Source organism: Helicobacter sp. 'house sparrow 1', from assembly GCF_900199585.1.
Classification (GTDB): Bacteria; Campylobacterota; Campylobacteria; order Campylobacterales; family Helicobacteraceae; genus Helicobacter_H.
In genome coordinates this window covers 223,259-241,576 of the sequence record NZ_FZQY01000004.1, presented here as the reverse complement: position 1 = coordinate 241,576, position 18,318 = coordinate 223,259, and the positions used below count along the sequence as shown (strand labels likewise).

At 32.8% G+C, this 18,318-nt stretch carries 13 protein-coding genes; 3 read left to right on the top strand and 10 right to left on the bottom strand.

All coding sequences use genetic code 11. The features are described 5' to 3' along the window. Nucleotides 1-29 precede the first annotated feature (29 nt). The 4 genes from C6H31_RS01540 to dnaE form a co-directional block, all read right to left on the bottom strand. On the bottom strand, nucleotides 30-1,295 hold the full coding sequence (locus C6H31_RS01540; RefSeq protein WP_104697048.1) for an aromatic amino acid transport family protein: 1,266 nt from the start codon (nucleotides 1,293-1,295) through the stop codon (nucleotides 30-32). Between the two features lie 311 nt (nucleotides 1,296-1,606). Beyond that, nucleotides 1,607-2,404: a thiamine biosynthesis protein ThiF gene (gene thiF, locus C6H31_RS01535; protein WP_104697047.1), complete on the bottom strand. Its 798-nt coding sequence runs from the start codon at nucleotides 2,402-2,404 to the stop codon at nucleotides 1,607-1,609. Continuing rightward, nucleotides 2,394-3,170 carry a pseudouridine synthase gene (locus C6H31_RS01530; RefSeq protein WP_104697046.1) on the bottom strand — a complete coding sequence of 259 codons (777 nt, stop codon included), beginning with the start codon at nucleotides 3,168-3,170 and terminating at the stop codon, nucleotides 2,394-2,396. The genes thiF and C6H31_RS01530 overlap by 11 nt, the downstream gene beginning before the upstream one ends. After that, a complete protein-coding gene (gene dnaE / locus C6H31_RS01525; RefSeq protein WP_104697045.1) occupies nucleotides 3,171-6,716 on the bottom strand; it encodes a DNA polymerase III subunit alpha in 3,546 nt (1,181 codons plus the stop codon). 256 nt (nucleotides 6,717-6,972) lie between these two features. On the opposite strand from dnaE, the gene C6H31_RS01520 reads away from it, so the two are divergent. Beyond that, nucleotides 6,973-8,025, top strand: a complete 1,053-nt coding sequence (locus tag C6H31_RS01520; protein WP_104697365.1) for a cytochrome-c peroxidase — start codon at nucleotides 6,973-6,975, stop codon at nucleotides 8,023-8,025. Nucleotides 8,026-8,051: 26 nt separating this feature from the next. Here C6H31_RS01520 and C6H31_RS01515 read toward each other — a convergent pair whose 3' ends face one another. Further along, nucleotides 8,052-9,365: an MATE family efflux transporter gene (locus C6H31_RS01515; protein ID WP_104697044.1), complete on the bottom strand. Its 1,314-nt coding sequence runs from the start codon at nucleotides 9,363-9,365 to the stop codon at nucleotides 8,052-8,054. Continuing rightward, the gene (locus tag C6H31_RS01510; RefSeq protein ID WP_104697043.1) at nucleotides 9,359-9,907 is read right to left on the bottom strand and encodes a class I SAM-dependent methyltransferase; all 549 of its coding nucleotides are present in this window, start codon (nucleotides 9,905-9,907) and stop codon (nucleotides 9,359-9,361) included. The genes C6H31_RS01515 and C6H31_RS01510 overlap by 7 nt, the downstream gene beginning before the upstream one ends. Before the next feature lie 151 nt (nucleotides 9,908-10,058). Here C6H31_RS01510 and C6H31_RS01505 point away from each other — a divergent pair, with 151 nt between their 5' ends. Both C6H31_RS01505 and ald read left to right on the top strand, forming a co-directional pair. Next, on the top strand, nucleotides 10,059-11,444 hold the full coding sequence (locus tag C6H31_RS01505; protein WP_104697042.1) for a sodium-dependent transporter: 1,386 nt from the start codon (nucleotides 10,059-10,061) through the stop codon (nucleotides 11,442-11,444). A 10-nt stretch (nucleotides 11,445-11,454) separates the two neighbouring features. After that, entirely contained in the window at nucleotides 11,455-12,561 is a 1,107-nt protein-coding gene (gene ald / locus C6H31_RS01500; protein ID WP_104697041.1) for an alanine dehydrogenase, read from the top strand. Here ald and C6H31_RS01495 read toward each other — a convergent pair. The 4 genes from C6H31_RS01495 to hemH are packed head-to-tail and all read right to left on the bottom strand — an operon-like array spanning nucleotide 12,558 to nucleotide 18,273. Continuing rightward, nucleotides 12,558-13,943, bottom strand: coding sequence for a hypothetical protein (locus tag C6H31_RS01495; RefSeq protein ID WP_104697040.1), 1,386 nt, complete (start codon nucleotides 13,941-13,943; stop codon nucleotides 12,558-12,560). The two genes, ald and C6H31_RS01495, sit on opposite strands and share 4 nt — an antisense overlap. A 1-nt stretch (nucleotide 13,944) precedes the next feature. Then, nucleotides 13,945-16,701 carry a cytochrome c biogenesis protein CcsA gene (ccsA, locus tag C6H31_RS01490; protein WP_104697039.1) on the bottom strand — a complete coding sequence of 919 codons (2,757 nt, stop codon included), beginning with the start codon at nucleotides 16,699-16,701 and terminating at the stop codon, nucleotides 13,945-13,947. Between the two features lie 4 nt (nucleotides 16,702-16,705). Further along, on the bottom strand, nucleotides 16,706-17,311 hold the full coding sequence (locus C6H31_RS01485) for a SoxW family protein (RefSeq protein WP_104697038.1): 606 nt from the start codon (nucleotides 17,309-17,311) through the stop codon (nucleotides 16,706-16,708). Between the two features lie 2 nt (nucleotides 17,312-17,313). Continuing rightward, on the bottom strand, nucleotides 17,314-18,273 hold the full coding sequence (gene hemH / locus C6H31_RS01480) for a ferrochelatase (RefSeq protein ID WP_267892288.1): 960 nt from the start codon (nucleotides 18,271-18,273) through the stop codon (nucleotides 17,314-17,316). Nucleotides 18,274-18,318: the final 45 nt, after the last annotated feature.

Here is an 18,318-nt window from a genome sequence, read left to right as displayed (position 1 = left end):
TACATTCTTTCAGAATTTAAACTTCAATATCATGAAAACAACAGGCTATACACTGCTACTGATATTGCAATTAAACCAAAAATTACAACAATAATATCAACAATTGGTCTTCTATACTGAACAAATTGAGGAAATTTATAAATTGTGTAAAGAGGCATTATGTAAAGAATGATTGCCAAAACAGGACCGCCGATACCCTCAATAATACCTAAAACATTAGGATCTTTGTATGCAACCAGCCAAGCAACAACAAAAGTAACAATTGCTGTAATTTTGCTTGCATAATTCTTTGGAACTTTTACATAAGAAAGAATCTTGTTAAACCCTTCTTCTGCACCTAGATAGTGTCCAAAGAATGATTTTCCCATTGCAACAAATGCAACAACTGGAGCAATAGCAGCAAAGATTTTCATATCCTCAAAATGGTTTGCTAAGTAAGATAATATAGGAAGATTTTGTTCCTTAGCTATTTTAAATTCTGCAGGGCTTAAGCACATTGCACAAGAAAAAACAAAAAACATAACAACTACTACCATTAGCACATTGCTAACTGCAATAATCTTAGATGCTTTCTCATCAGCATATTCCCCATACTTTGTTTTACAATGTACTGCAAGAGAAGAAATGATTGGTGAGTGATTAAAAGCAAAAACCATTGTAGGTAAGATCAATAATGTAACCACCCAAAGGCTCTGACCGCTTACAGCAGCATCAAAGCTTATATTTTCAAACAACGCACCATTCCATTTTGGAATAAGCCATAAAGCACTGATAACAAGTATAATAATAAAAGGATAAACAAGAGCCTCCATGATTCTTACAACTTTTTCATGACCCAAACTCATTATCAATACTAAAACTGCTGAAATGATAAAAGATAAAAATAATCTATTTGGCTCCGCAAAGTGAAGCTGATTCACCATAAAGCTACTTATACTATTGGTGATCCCAACACTATAAATCAACAATATTGGAAAAATCGCAAAGAAGTAAAGAAATGTTAAAACAACCCCACCCCCTTTGCCAAAATACCTCTCAGCCATCTGGGTAATATCTGCATCCTTGGTATCACTATCCGCACCATTTTCTTTACCTGAAATACCCAAAACAAATCTACACAATGCCCTATGTGTCAAAAATGTCAAAGGAAAAGCCAACACAAGCATTACTAGTAGAGGTACTAAACCTCCCATACCAGCATTAATAGGTAAGAACAAAACCCCCGCACCAATTGCTGTCCCAAAAAGACTAAGTGCCCAAGTAGTATCATTTTTATTCCACTTTCTAGAATCCATTATCTCTCCTTATCTAATAATGTTCACTACCTACAATAATAACTTAGTTTTTAGTCAAAATACCCGCTATTTATCTTTTTATAATGCAAAGTGAAGAAATATTACAAAATATAACTTTTTTGTTTAAAAATATGCAGAACTCTCTATAAACCAACAAATTAAGGTCCCTTAATACAACAATCTTACATCCAAATATCCGTTCTATTCGACTTAATAGGCTGAGCTTTTTTTAAAGTAAATAATTTTTTAATAGCTTGATAAATAGACTTATAGTCTATCTAATTAATACGAAGAAATGATTCTAAACAAACTTATTTAGATACCAAAAGCTCTAGGACTAAATTCGCTTGATGTGCCGCACAAATATTAACTCTAGGAGCCATCAGACCATTGCCCACTTTGGCCTCATTTTTTAAATCCCCACAAATGTAAAAATTATTTGCAATCTTTTTTGTTTGGATACTATTAGAATCTCCATATCCAGCGACTCCTGAAGCACAAATCAATATTTTATCCTTAAAGATTTTATGAAAATTCTGCATTATCATACTCTTGGAAGCAATATTATCAAAAGCTTCACAGACAATATCATCACTTTGAAACAAATCTTTCATATTATCTTCTGTAATTTTTAAGGTATGAATTTGAGTTTTTATAAATGGATTAATCTGCAGAATCTGCTCCTTCAAAGCCTCTGTCTTATACTTCCCTAAATCATTTATCATATAAGATTGGCGATTTAAATTACTAGGTTCTACAGTATCAAAATCAATGAGATTTAATCTTCCAACTCCACTTCTTGCAAGCATAATAGCAATATGAGACCCAAGACCGCCTAATCCACATATCGCAACACTAGAGTGCTTCAATTTATCGTGTATCTTTGGCGTATGTCTTGCTCGCATCATAGAATCAAGTGCATCTCTTGGTGGCATCGTATTTTTTGGAATACAAAACAATTCATCATCTTCATGCAAATCTTGATTTTGTCGTGTAGCAAACCCATTCACAATCCACACATCATCAGAATTTGTACTATGAGCAGTAAAAAAACTTAAAGAAGTTTTAAAGTGTGTTTCAACTTCTTTTCCATTAAATTTAATCTTCATGTTTTATCCTCATTTTTTCTTTCATAAAAAGATGCAACTTTTTGTATTCACCTCGGTTTAAGTAACGCACTTTACCCAAAGGAAGAGAGTTTAATTCTATCCACCCATAGCGCACTCTTCTCAAATCTAAAACATCTGCCTTAAAATGAGCAAAAAATCTTCTTAGTTCCCTATTTTTTCCCTCAGAAATTCCAACCTTGATTTTTGAAATTTTATTTTCATTTTTATAAATAGAGAAAAAATCAAATGGCTTAAAATGCATTGAAGTAATTTTTGTTTTTTGATGCGATCCAGCCTTTGCATCTTGAAGCTCCAGACCATTTTCCATTGCCTCAATCATTTCTTTAGTAATTTTGCCCCCTATTTTTAAAATATATTCTCTTTCCAAATCACTGTGCATTAAATGATGAGCTACCTCTTTACTATCTGTCAATATTAAAAGCCCCTCACTTGCAAAATCCAATCTTCCAACAGGGGTAAAATGAGCATATTTTTTTCCTAGATTATCAAAGATTACACGCCTATTTCTATCATCTTTTTTTGTAACCAATTCCCCCTTTGGTTTATGATATACAATCACTGTAAAGCTTTCATCATTGCTAGGTTTTATTATCCTGCCATCAAGAAAAACTCTCTTGCCTTCTTCTAATTCCTGACCTAAAATAGCTTTAGTTCTCTCTATAAAAACTCTACCCTGTGCAATTAACCCATCTGCTTCTCTGCGAGAATACTTTGTATTATGCGCGATAAACTGATTTAATCTCATTTATTTCCAATCTATCCATTCCATTTGTTCAAAATCCTCCTTAATTGCAGAACTTACCTTAAAATTACTGATAAACATATAAGATTCTTTGTTATCTGCTAGCAAGATTCTAAGTTCTCTATCTCCAAAATTTTTCTTAGCACTACTTGCCAAAGATTCAAAAAAGCAATTATCCATATTAGTTGAAATCTTTAAAACTAGCGGATAGTTAACATCACCACCCTTAGCCCTATCTTTTTCTTCAATAAACTTAATATCAATCTCTTGCTTCTGAGCTTTTTTTAGATCTAAAATTTCCATAAGCCTAATTTGAACCCCCTCATCACTTTGTTCAATCCTGCATTTAAAAGCTAGAGGTTCATCTAGATTAAAATTATCCAAATCATTAAGATTTTTTTCAAAAAACATAATCTCTATTTTTCCAAATAAATCTAAAATATCAACATAACCATAAGGTTTGCCATTTTTGCTCATTTTTCTCTTAATATCTGAAACCTTTCCAACAATCAAACAAAGACTGCCATCCTCAACTTCAGATAGTCTTAAGCTTGGAACAACACCGCTTAATCCCTCTATCTCTTTTCTATAACTCTCTAGCGGATGCCCTGAAACATAAATTCCCAAACACTCATATTCATAATCTAATAATTTTTGCATATCATATTCTGGGGTATCTTGAAAATCAAAACGAACCTCAAAATTTTCCTCACTCTCTCCAAATAAGGAGTTAGACATCATCTCCTTAACTTTGTCCTTGCCCCTACCACTATCACAGATTCTCTCTGTATTTTCAAACATACAAGCCCTGCTATATCCAAGATTGTCCAAACTCCCAGATTTAATCAAAGGCTCTAGCACTCTCTTGCTAATTTTTGAAAAATCTACTCTTGTAATAAAATCCTCTAAATTCTTGTATTCACTATCCCCTCGCATCTCAATTATATTTTTAATTGGTTCCTCTCCAACTCCCTTAATCGCAGAAAATCCAAAAATAATTTTCTTTACTTTTTGATGATTCTCTTCAAAGTCACCCACACTAAAATGCATATCCGAAATATTGACATGAGGTGGCACAATTTCTATACCCATTTGTTTTACCTCATCAATATATTTTGCAACAGATTCTATTTTATCTGCTTCGCTACTTAGCAATGCAGCCATAAATTCATGTTTATAATAGGTCTTCAAATAAGCTGTTTGAAAAGTAATCATTGCATAAGCAGCAGAATGGGATTTATTAAAACCATATCCGGCAAATTTAACAATTAGCTCCCAAAGTTCTTCGGCTTTCATACGATCAAAACCCTTGCTTTGAGCACCATCAGCAAAAGTACCTTTCAACCTATCCATCTCCTCTTTAATTTTTTTACCCATAGCACGCCGCACTAAATCTGCTCCGCCTAAAGAGAACCCCCCAATAGTTTGAACAATCTGCATAACCTGTTCTTGATAAACAATAGTTCCATAAGTAGGGCGCAAGATTGGCTCTAGCTCATCAAACATATAAGTAATAGGCTCTAATCCATGCTTTCTATTTATAAAATCATCAACCATTCCAGATTCCATAGGCCCTGGACGCCCTAATGCAATAATTGCAATAATATCTTCAAAATTGCTTGGTTTAATGCGCTTATTTAATCCTTGAAACATAGAAGATTCTATTTGGAATATTCCAAGTGTATCACCACTTTGAATTGTTTCATAGACTTTACTATCATTTACATCAATGCTTAAAAAATCAATTTCTCTGCCATATCTCTTTTTAATCAATTCTAAGGCATCATGTATCACTGTTAAGGTTTTTAACCCTAAAAAATCAAACTTAATCAAATCTACGGGTTCAAGATATTTCATCGAGTATTGTGTAACAATAGCACCACCAGTTTTATCACTGCTATAAAGAGGAGTCTTATGCCAAAGTTCTTTTTGGCTATCCATCACAATAGCAGCTGCATGTTTTCCAGCATTACGGTTAAACCCCTCAAGCTGTAAAGCATAGTTCCACACATCCCTTGCAAGTTGTGTTGAATTTACAAACTCTCTAATCTTTGGCTCTAGTTCCCAGGCTTGCTCTAATGTAATTCCTAATTGGTTGGGTATAAGCTTTGCTAAAGCATCTGCATCTTTAAGTGGCATATCCAAAACCCTAGCCACATCTCTAATAACGCCCTTTGCTAACATCTTACCAAATGTAATAACCTGAGCTACATTATACTTGCCATACTTTTCAATCATATATTCTATGACTTCGCCACGCCTTCTTTGACAAAAATCAGTATCAATATCTGGCATTGAAACTCTCTCTGGATTTAAGAATCTCTCAAAGAGTAAATCATATTTAATAGGGTCAATATTGGTAATTTTAAGACTAAAGGCTACCAAACTACCAGCAGCACTACCTCTACCTGGACCCACGGGTATGTTATTTTTTTTAGCATAATTAATAAAATCCCACACAATAAGCATATATCCTGGGAATTTCATCTGATTAATAATTCTTATCTCTTCTTCTAACCTATCTCTATAAATTTGATGTTTTTCTGGGGAAATTATCTTTAGTCTTTCTTCTAATCCCTCCCTTGCCTTGAAGGCAAAATAATCCGCATCATTATCAATATTCTGTCCTTCTGCCTTGGCATATTCTTGCGTAAAAATAAAAGTTGGAGGTGTGGGGGGATTATTTTTTTCATCTTTTAAATCAATGACAAGTTCGCACTTTCTAGCAATCTCTTGTGTATTTTCTAGCGCCTCTGGGATATCTGCAAAAAGTCGTTGCATCTCTTCTTGAGATTTGACATAAAATTCTTTGACAGAATGCCTCAATCTATCCTTATCATTTAATGTTTTTCCCATGGCAATACACATTGCAACTTCTTGAATCTTTGCATCTTTTTGTTGTGTATAATGCGTGTCATTTGTTGCAATAAGCTTTATACCCGTCTCACAACTCAATCGAATTAATTGTTCATCAATAAATTTTTGATCACCTATACCATGGCGCATTATCTCTAGATAAAAATCATCCCCAAAAATATCCTGATACTCAAGCGCTACCTCTTTTGCCACATCATAACCCTTGGCTCCAAACTTGACATTTCTAGGATTATTAGTGTTTAAATGCCAACTTACCTCTCCTTGAAGGCATGCAGAGGATGCCAAAATACCCCTACTATGCTCCCTTAATATTTTTTTATTAATTCTTGGATAGTAGTAAAACCCCTCAAGAAATGCCATGGAGCTTAGATACATCAAATTTTTATATCCCTCTTCATTTTTTGCATAAAGACAAAGATGGAAGCGTTGTCTACTTTCTTTTGAGCTTAAATTATCATTATTGTGGAGGTAGGTTTCTATTCCTATGATAGGCTTTATACCCTCACTTTTCATGACAGTATAAAAATCTATGGCTCCAAACATATTGCCATGATCTGTCATACTCACACTATTCATACCAAGCTCTTTGATTCTTTGAGCTAGCTTTTTGATCTTATTAGCTCCATCAAGTAGGGAATACTCTGTATGTAAATGTAAATGTGTATAGCTCATCACAACCTTTCATTTATTTGTGAAAAATATACCATATTGTTGTTAAGAAAAATGCACCAAAAAAGTAAGTTCTATAGATCAAAAATAAGCCAAAATATAACTGCAAAAATGTTTAGATTATAAAAAATAGCTTTATAAAAGATAATAATTTTTATCAAATTAAAAAAATTATCATTTTTTATAGATAAATTGCCTTGTTTTGTGGTAATTGTGTTAGAATTCCTCAAATTCTAAATTTATTAAGGAGAAAAAAATGATGAAAAAGTTAGGCACTATTAGTTACATTGCCTTGTTTTGTTGTGTACAAGTCTTTGCAACCACCTCTCAAGAATTGCTAAAGAAAGTTCAAGATGCTGGTCTTCAACCCATTCCCGAAGGAAAAGAGTTGCAACAATATCAAATGCAAAAAGCAGAAAGCTTAAAGGTGGGTTATAAACCTTTAATGACAAAAGAACAAATTGAACTTGGGAAGAAGCTTTATTTTGATCCTAGAATCTCAAATTCCAACCTTATTTCTTGTAATACTTGTCACAACCTTGGACTTGGAGGAGCTGATATTGTTCCTGTTGCAATTGGAAATAAATGGCTAAAAAATCCCCATGCCCTAAATTCACCTACTGTCTATAACTCTGTTTTTAATGATATACAGTTTTGGGATGGCAGGGCACATAATCTTGGTATTCAAGCACAAGGTCCAATCCAAAGTGAAGTAGAAATGGCAGCAACACCTGATCTTGTTGTACAAACTATCACTTCTATACCTGAGTATGTCAATGACTTTAAAAAAGCATATGGTAATAATGTAAAAATTACATTTAAACTTATTGCGGATACTATTGCAATTTTTGAAGCCACTTTAGTTACACCAAGTAGATATGATGATTTTTTAAAGGGTAATCTCAAGGCATTAAGCAAACAAGAACAAGAAGGCCTTGAATTGTTTATTGATAAGGGTTGTGTTGCCTGTCATAGTGGCATCAATCTTGGTGGAAATATGCAACCATTTGGAGTTGTAAAACCTTATAGGTTTGCTAATATAGGAGATTTTAAAGGGGATGAAAATGGAATGGTTAAAGTTCCTACATTAAGAAATGTTGTAGAAACTATGCCTTATTTTCACAATGGACAATTTTGGGATGTTAAGGATGCAATTAAAGAAATGGGTGCAATACAGCTTGGTATAGATATTAGTGATGAAGAGGCACAAAAGATCGAAGTATTCTTTGAATCTCTTACAGGATCTAAGCCCCAAATTATTTATCCAATACTTCCAAAAAATAGCTCTCAAACACCAAAGCCTATATTCTAAATCATAGTAGCCCTTAATAATAAGGGCTACACTCTAAAGTTCTCCCACCTTCCCCGCTTAAAAATTATCCAAAAAATATAAGCCCTGATGTATGTCTCTATACAGATGATGCCAAAGATCCAAGTAATAGGAAATTGCATTTTTGCTAATAAAAACATTGGTAAGATTCTAAAAAACCAGATACTCACTACATTCACACATAATGCTGTTTTTGTATTTCCAGCACCTCTTAATGCTCCATCTAATACAAATACCCAAATCAAAGGAATCTGAGATAATCCCACTGCAACCAAATAATATGCAGAAGTTGCAATAATCTCTCCATTAGAGCTAAAGAGTGAAGAAAAATATTTTGCAAATGTAATTAGCAAAATGCTAGAAATACCCATGATGCAACTAGAGAATCCTAAAATTGTTTTTATATAAATCTTGGCCTCTTCAACCTTTCTAGCACCTAAATTTTGTCCCATAAGAACCATTGCCGCAAGCATAAAACCAAAACTTGGCATAAAAGAAAAAGCCTCTATGCGATTACCAATTTGAGCGCCTGTTAGAACCAGATCACTATAAGAAGAAACAATTTTTGTAATAAGAATTAGAGAAGAGAGAGTCAAAAACCTTTCAATTCCTGCAGGGATACCAATCCTAAACATATTAAGTAGATATTCTTTTTTAAAAACTAAGAAATTAGAAAAAATTTTTTTAATAAAAAACATTAAGAAAAATATAATTAGCTCTAAATAACCAGTAGCGAGATATGCAATACCAGCACCTTCCATATCAAGGTTGTACCCAAAAACCAAAATATATGTTAAAGCTACCGAAATAATAATGCTAATAATACGAACAATCAAAGGATAGAGAGTATTACCAACAGCTGCCAATGCAGCAATAAAGATGTTTTTTAAAATTAAAGCAGGAAGAGTAAGAACAATATAATTACTAAAATTTAATGCAAGATGCCTTACTTCCCCATAAATTCCCATCCAATTAAAGAAAAATTCTGCACTATAAATTCCAATAAAAATTAGCGGTATGGAAACAACTAAGCTTCCTTGGACGATGCTACTAAAAACTTCTTTTATTTTTATTTGCTCTCCTGCACCAAAATAGTGCGAAATTTGCACATTAGTACCCACAGAAAAGATTGCATTAAAAGCATAAAAAATCATTAAAAAGTTCAAGGACAATCCCATTGCCAATGTATGAGAATCACTAATTGAGCTCATAAAAAGCATATTAATAGCAATAGCAACAATATCTAATAATGAATTTATTCCTGATGGAACTGCCAAGGAAATAATTTTCCTTAGTCTTTTTTTGCTTGCACTACTCAACATTTTTGCGCTACAAGGGAAACAATCTTTGCTTTTTCTTGATTCCTTAAAATAATTTTAGTGCTTTGATGAATAATTTTTAAGTCACAAAAAAACTTCTCAAGCTCTCCATCTCTTAAAATCTTGTTTGGAGAAATTGTAGTGGGGTATAATGCATCCTCTATAAAAGTTTCTAAAAATAAATATCCCCCACTTCTTAATGCATCGCTGACTTGACTTAGAATTCTCCTATCTAAGAAATAAAAATTCAAGATTACATCATAGCTTTCTTTTTCAAGCTTAAACCCATCTAAGTCCATACAAAAAGTGTGAATATTATCTATTTTTTGTATCTTTGCTAATGCAACTTCAGATATATCTATCCCTTCACACTCCAAGCCCTTTTTGGCTAAAAACTTTAAATTTCTACCATTACCGCAAGCAATATCCAAAACTCTACCACTATGGGGTAATAAATCCTCAAACTCTAAGAGCAATTCACTAGTTTGAGTTGGCATATGATTATTAATGTATCTAATATTCCACTTTATCTTATCTTCTTGCATTTATTTTTATGTCCCAAGTTGTATTTTTGTTATTCTATAACAATGTCTTAAATTTGTCAGTTTAAGGCATGTACTATTGTTTAAATATGGTGCAGTATTTTGGTCTTAAAACAATTACACTAAAATAACAAAAATATGAAAGTAGGTGGCAATGAAACGACAAACTTGGTCAAGTCAATTGACATATATTATGACTGTTGCAGGAGCAACAATTGGTTTTGGTGCTACTTGGAGATTTCCATATCTCGTAGGTGAGCACGGTGGCGGTGCATATGTTCTAGTCTTTGCAATTGCAATGATTTTAGTTGGCATTCCTGTTTTTTTAGTAGAAAATGTTATAGGCAGAAGAGCCCATTGCAATTCTATTGATGCATTTTCTGGATCCATTGAAGGTAAGCCCATACCCCAATACTGGAAGATACTAGGATATATGGGTATCTTTGGTTCTTTTGGTATTATGGCTTATTATATGGTAATAGGAGGATGGGTTATTTCTTATATTGTAAATATTTTCTGTAATACAATTGGTCTTGCCTCAAACTTTGACCTAGCCTCTCCTATTACAAAAGAAATAACTTCAAGCGTCTATGAACAGTGTATAGAGAATTCACCCCTTTTAATCAGTCTTTATACTTCTTTGTTTGTATTTGCTAATTGGATTATTTTAAAAAAAGGGGTAATTGATGGTATTGAAAAGGCTGCAAAATATTTAATGCCTCTTCTTTTTTTATGTCTTATTGGAATGATTATTCGCAATTTGACCTTAGATGGAGCAATGGAGGGTGTTAAATATTATCTTATACCCAACTTTTCTGCAATCAATGCTGAATTATTCCTCTATGTTTTAGGTCAAGTGTTTTTTGCACTTTCACTAGGTTTTGGAGTTATGATCACCCTCTCCTCTCACCTTAATAAAAAAGCAAATCTTATGCAAACTGCTACAATTACAAGCATTCTTAACACTGTTATTGCAGTATTAGCTGGTTTTATGATCTTTCCATCTCTCTTTAGTGCAGGGTTACAACCAGATTCTGGACCATCTCTAGTTTTTAAAACCCTCCCTATCGCTTTTTCAAGAATGCACTTTGGGAATCTATTTGCAATTTTATTCTTTTCGCTTTTAATTATTGCTGCTCTCACAACATCATTAACAATTTATCAAGTGATTATTAGTGCATTGCAGGAGAAATTTAAGTATTCAAAAAACAAGGCTATTAACTTGACATTGCTTATAATATTTGTGTTTGGCAACTTACCTTCGATTTTATCCTATGGTCCATTGTCAGACATTAAAATTCTTGGAAGAAATATTTTTGATGCTTTTGATTTTATAAGTGGAAATATTTTTTTCATTTTAACCGCATTAGGTTCAAGCCTTTTTGTGGGATGGGTATTGAAAAAAGAGGCAATTATAGAAATTAACAACGGGAGTCAAGAACCAAAGAAAATTACAGTCTTGTGGTTTTGGTATGTCAAATTTATCATACCAATCATCATTTTGGCAATTTTTATTGGTGGTTTTATTATTAAAATTTAAGGAGTAAATTATGATTATTGGTTGTCCAAAAGAGATAAAAACACATGAATATAGAGTAGGATTAACTCCATCTAATGTAGCAGAATATATTGCAAATGGCCATCAGGTATATATCGAACAGGGTGCTGGGAGTGCGATTGGTTTTTCAGATGAGAATTATCAACTTGCTGGGGCCATTATCACAGATAAAAAAACTTTATTTGAAGAAAGCCAAATGATTATAAAGGTTAAAGAACCTCTCAAAGAAGAATATTCTTTCTTTAAAGATAATCAAATACTTTTTACCTATTTACATCTGGCAGCAGATGAGGAATTAACGCGTATGCTCTTGCATAAAAACATACAAGGGATTGCTTATGAAACCATTAAGCACAACAACACTCTACCCTGTCTTGCTCCAATGAGCTCAATTGCAGGAAGATTGGCAGTTTTAGAGTCCGCAAAATACCTTGAAAAAATTTATGGAGGCTCTGGTGTTTTATTAAGCGGAGTCCCTGGTGTGCAAAAAGGCAAGGTTACTATTTTGGGTGGAGGAGTTGTAGGCATTAATGCAGCACAAATTGCACTTGGTTTGGGTGCTGATGTAACAATTCTAGATATTGATACTAATAGGCTTTCTTATATTGATCAAATCTTTAATATGAAAATCACTACACTTTATAGCAATAGAGGCAATCTTATTGAGTGTCTTAAAGATACAGATGTTTTAATTGGTGCTGTTCTCATTCCTGGTGCTAAAGCACCTAAACTTATTAAGCGCGATGATCTTAAGTTAATGAAGAAGGGATCTGTTATGGCAGATGTGGCAATAGATCAAGGAGGTTGTTTTGAAACCTCAAAACCCACTACCCATACAGATCCTATCTTTGAAGTCGATGGTGTTTTGCACTATTGTGTTGCAAATATGCCTGGAGCAGTAGCAAGAACTTCAACACTTGCTTTAACAAACACGACTTTACCCTATGGCATCATGATTGCAAATCTTGGTGTTAAAGAGGCCTGCAAATCTAATGGAGCAATTTTAGAAGGACTTAATACCTTTAATGGGAAATGTACCTATGAAGCTGTGTCTCAAGCATTTAATTTAGACTATACTGATGCAAAAAAGCTTTTTTAAAAAAGCTTTTTATTTAGTTTTAATACATCTCCAAGTTTAAAATCAACTTGGGGGGATTTGATATCTCCAACCACCCTTAGATTAATAGAACTATCTTGTATATTGACTCTTATGGGTGCTCTGATCACCATTTTTTGGAAATCAAGGCTTATATTTGAAGAACTCATACCGATATAATGACTTCTTGCACCAAAATTATGAATATCAAGTTTTTGACCCTCTAAAGTTGCATATATAGGAATTGTGTTAAACTTTTCTTTTTGTATATCAAACTTTGTATAGCGATAAATTAAATCAAAAAAACTATCTCTTCTGATTGAAAAATCTTCAATATTACCCTCCAAAACTCCTTGTTTTTTCTGTACCTCATAGTTAAAATCACCAGTAAATCTACCTAGAAAGTTTTGAGGTATTCCTAGAATAGGGAAGATACTATCTAATTCTATATCCTTAAAAACTATATTGGTTTTTTCTATTTCATACTTACCAGTGATATTGCCTCCCAAGCTCCCAGTCTGAAAATCAAACATCAACTCATCATTAAATACAATATCTCCTTCAAACTCTAGGGGGATATCTCTTCTACTAACTACACCAGCATTCTTAATACTAGGAATCAAAAGGTTATATTTTCCACTGAACATATCTCTTCCCAGTTGTGCTTCGCTAAGAGTAATTTTATATAACTTTGATTCTAAGCCTCCATCTAAAATAAATAAATTTTTATCATTTAACTTGCCCTTAATTTTTCCACTAGCCTCACTCTTTAACAATCGATTGAATAATACAGAGGACCCAAAATTTTTAGTCATGCTTAATTTTGTCAGGTCAATTTCAAAATCCCCTCTATTCCCAATCCTCTTATCAAGATTAATTTCTAAATCAGCTCTACCTATAAGACGATGATCAAGATGAAAAAACAAAAATACATCTTCTAGGTTTAGATTCTTAGATTTTAAATACAATCGTGAAAGTCCCTCTCTGCCAAATTCAGCAACCAGATTGCTTTTTGAAGAGGCGATATTGCTCATCAAATTTAATAAAAAGTTTGAAAAATCCCCTACTACTTCACCTTCGATATTAAATGCATTCTTAATACCCTTACTCTTACCAAAAACCCTTAAATCTAGCTTTTGATTCCATAAAGTAAGGTCTCCAAACACTTTTAAATCTAAATTCTTTCCATACTCTAAAGTTAAGTGTAGGGTCTTTGGAGTTAGTTGAAAATCTACTAGATATAAATCTTTATTATATTTTTCTTTGATTGTATCTCTAATAAAAGGCTTAAGAATATTATTCCCCCCCTTTGTAAAGAGTACTGAATACCCAGCTAACAGCAATAAAAAGGTAAAAGAAAAAAATGTAAAAAGCACTTTTTTCATCTTAGTTAATCCTAGGTGCTCCTTTCTTTTTTGTTCCTGCAACAATGATTAACAATATCATTGCTCCAGTAAAATAATATACAAAAGTTGGTATTGGAAGAGGATCTCCTGCAGCATAACTATGCATGCCAGAGAGATAATAATTGACACCAAAATAAGTCATCAAAATAGAATAAAATCCAATTACGCTTGCAGATGCAAAGAAATAGCTGCTCTTAATCCCCAACATTCTAAAATGTAGAATAATAGCATAAACTCCTATGGATACCAATGCCCAAGTTTCTTTTGGATCCCAACTCCAATATCTACCCCAAGATTCATTTGCCCAAACCGCACCTAAAAAATTTCCCACTGTTAGCATAAGTACTCCAAGAATCATACTAACTTCATTTAGCAAGTGGAGTGAAATAATACTTCTATCTACACGATTTCTCTCACTCTTCCTAAAAATAAAAAACACCAAGGTCATTACCCCTAGTATAAAACAAAGTCCCAAAAAGGCATAACCCGACATGATAGTAGATACATGGATATTTAACCAATAAGATTTTAAAACTGGGACTAGAGGCGTAATTTGTGGATCCATAAAACCTAAATTTGCTACAAATAATCCAATCCCTGATAGTAGCATACTCGCTGAAAGTGCAAAATCATAGCGTCTAAAGAAAGCAACTCCTGCAAAAGCACTTGCCCAAGTAATATATAGCATTGATTCATAAGCATTACTCCAAGGAGAATGATCACTTACATACCACCTTAAGAGTAGCCCTGATGTATGAAAAACCACACATACTACCATTAAAGCATAAATCCCTCGACTAACCCAAGGAACAACTTTGTTATCTTTAAAAATACAACAAATCATATAAACAAAGAGCAGGGCTCCAAGGACCAAATAAGGCAATATAAGCTTGCCAAAAAAATTACTCTGATTTAAAAATATTTCTGCTTTGACTTTCTTCTCAGGCAAATAAATAGCCTCTCCTTTGGACTTTTGATACTCTTTAATATCAGAAATAGCACGGTCTAAATCCCCCCAATCACCACTAGAAAGCCCTTTGTCAAAACCACTGGAAAAGTTTTTTAAAAGCAGAGAAACTTGCATGATCATTTCTTTATTCTGTTGTTGGGAGATTCCAATAGGATCTAACCACTTATCCCCACTCTCTGAAGGAAAAATTCTTAAAAAACTCCCACTAAAAATACTATAGGCCAAGCTAACACGCTCATCTACCTTTAATAACTCTTTTTCAAAAGTTGTTCTCCTTGCTGGATCAATGCGGTTTGCATCCTCAACAAAATTGTTAAGCTTATATCCAATTTTATCGCTAAAGAAATCTGACAAAGACGCGTATTTATCTTTCTTGCTTAATCCTATAATATCTCCAATTTGCTCATTACCCACATAAATTATTCTAAGATCTTTCCAAATATCTGAATAAAGCATCATTCCTAAAAACATCTGGTTGTTGCTCATACCCATAAAATTATTCTTCTTTGTAATCTTATGAACAATATTGTTGGCTATTGTGTCAATAGGCTCAACTCTCCCAGACATATTTTGCAACTGAATTGAAGCAAAGCTATCTACATGTTTTTCACTTTTTTGTTTAAAATTATCTATAAATTGAATCTTGTCTTGTAGGCTTGTTGGAGATATCTCTGATGCAAATAATTTTTGACCTCCAAAAGAAATAAAAAACAGACACAATAAAACAGTAGCACAACCATCAATCTTTTGTTTTTGCAATGACTTAAGCAGAAAAACAAATCTTCCATTTTTTTCAAAAAGCAATCCAATAGCTCCAAGGATAAGCATTATATACCCTAAATAAGTCATATTTTTTCCAGGATCTTTATTGACTGATAGTATTGTGCCTTTTTCATCACTATCATAAGAGGACTGATAGAATCTATATCCATCAAAATCCAAAACATTATTCATATAGATTCGATAAGGCTTAATCACCCTATTTTGATCATCTAATATTTCAACTTCTGAAGCATAAGATGATGGACTATGGGAACCAGGGTAGCGATCAAGAACAAATTGATTAAGCTTGATTTGAAAAGGAAGATTAATGGTTCTAGGGCCCCAGTTTATAAAAAACTGTATATCTTTAAAGTAATTTCTATCAAATTTTGAATCAATACTCTTGCCACCAACTATGTTAAAGGATTGATTCACTCCATCATACTCCGCACTAAAACTAATTTCTAATGCATCATCCTTCTTATTATGGTTTAATTTTTTAACTTTAAAATTACTTAACACCAAATCTTTTCCAAAAAACTCTATGGTTTGCTTTTTAGAAAAATTTTTTGAAGTAGCTACAAGAGGAATTTCTAAAAAACCAAACTGCTTCTCTTTGTTTTTTATTGCAAAAATGTTTAAAGTAGATTCTGAAGCTGTGATATATGATGATGTATCTCCCTCACGGATATGCATCATTCCCTCAAAGCTAAAAAATCTTGTAATCCCAGCCCCAATAATAATAAAAACAAAAGAAAGATGTAATAACAAATTTGCATATTTCCTGCGCTTCCATTGTTTAAACTTAAATAATGTTGCAATAACTGCAATTGCAAAATAAATATGCAACAAATTAAACCACCAAGTCCTATAAACCACTGCATTAGCCACACCAATCCCATAATCATTTTCAATAAATGTTGCAATCCCACAAGCAGTGATATATACTGCAATTAAAGGTAAAATAATCCAAAAAGAGGTGAAAAAAATCTTTATAAAATTCATTTTCTTATCCCCTTAAAATATCTTGCAGCATTTCTGATCTTTTCTTTACATCCTCAACTTTCTCCCATTTTCTAGAAACAACTAACTCCAAAACTTTCAAAAACTTATCTTTTGAAATATATCCAGGAATTTCAAAAATCGTTTTTCCATTCTCATCCCCAAAAATGACTGTTGGTGTTGAAAAAACCCTATAAATATTACTAGCCAATTGAGAAGTCATGATATCAACTTCTTTTAACTCATTATTAATATTTAATTTAAAATGGTGTTTTTTGTCATAGCTTATATTGATATAGTAGGGGCTAAAATTCTCTTTAATATAATTTTGAAGCTCTTGGGATTGCTTTAAATCATCTTTAAGCTTCTCACAATAAGAACAATTATTCTTGCCAAAAACTAGCAAGAGATACTTACCATCAGTCTGAATAATACCTGTATCAAGAAACACATTTTCTAATCCTTGATAACTCTTTTTATCCATACTTTGACTTAGCTCTTGTATCTCAGAGCTTACTTCCTTTCCAGAAGAAAAAGATTTAGAATCTACTCCACTATCCTTACAACCAAAAAACAAAACACAAGTCATTACAATATAAACTATTTTTTTCATGATTATTCTCCTATTAATTGCAAAATAAAATCTGCAAAATTATCACCATCATTAAAACAAGGGGAGCGTAAAAATTCTTTATTCCCAAAGCTCTTGGCCAACTCCTGATATTCTATGTCAATTTCATACATTGTCTCTGAATTATCAATATTAAATCCTAGGGGAAAAACTAGGAGCTTTTCTTTGGCATATTTTTTAATAACATCTGCCGTGCTAGGACCTATCCATTTCATTCTACCAATCTTAGATTGATAAGATAAAACCACATCTTTAAAAAAAATCTCCCTTTCTGATAAGAGTTTTTTTATAAAGTCAAATGTCTTTTCACACTCTTTTTGATATATATCTCCAGAATCTATAATGCTTTGAGGTAGAGAGTGGGCAGAGAAAATTAAGACATACTCTTGGGCTTTTTTTTCTTTAAGAGTCTCTAAAATTAGATTTAGCATAAGCTGATGATAAAGTGGATGCTCACAATAGCGATCTACAACCTCTATAGTTGGCTTATAGTTTAATTTTTGCAAACACTGATACACCTCTGTAAATGAAGAGAGCGTGGTTGTTGTAGAATATTGTGGATACATACTAAAAAGGTAGATTTTTTCAATACCTTTTTGTTGCATTTCTTGGAGTGCCATTTCACTAAATGGGGGGGTATATCGCATTGCGTAGGAAAAAAAGCATTTGGGTTTTTTTTGAGCAAGTTTCTGACATAAAGAAAAAGTATATTCTACCATTGGGGATTTTCCACCTATAGCGCGATAATTCTGCAATGCTTTATCCAAGCGCCTCTTCACAATCATATTGCCCACAAACCTACGCATAAAAGAATTTTTTATAGGAAGAATATAGGGATCTTTAAACATGTTTTTCAAAAAAACTTCAACCTCCATAAGGTTGCTAGGACCCCCCATATTTAGTAATAACACACCCTCTTTGATATTAGTCCTTTTTGATTTAATAAATAACGGGTTATCATATTAAAACAAAGTTAATATTATGGTAGA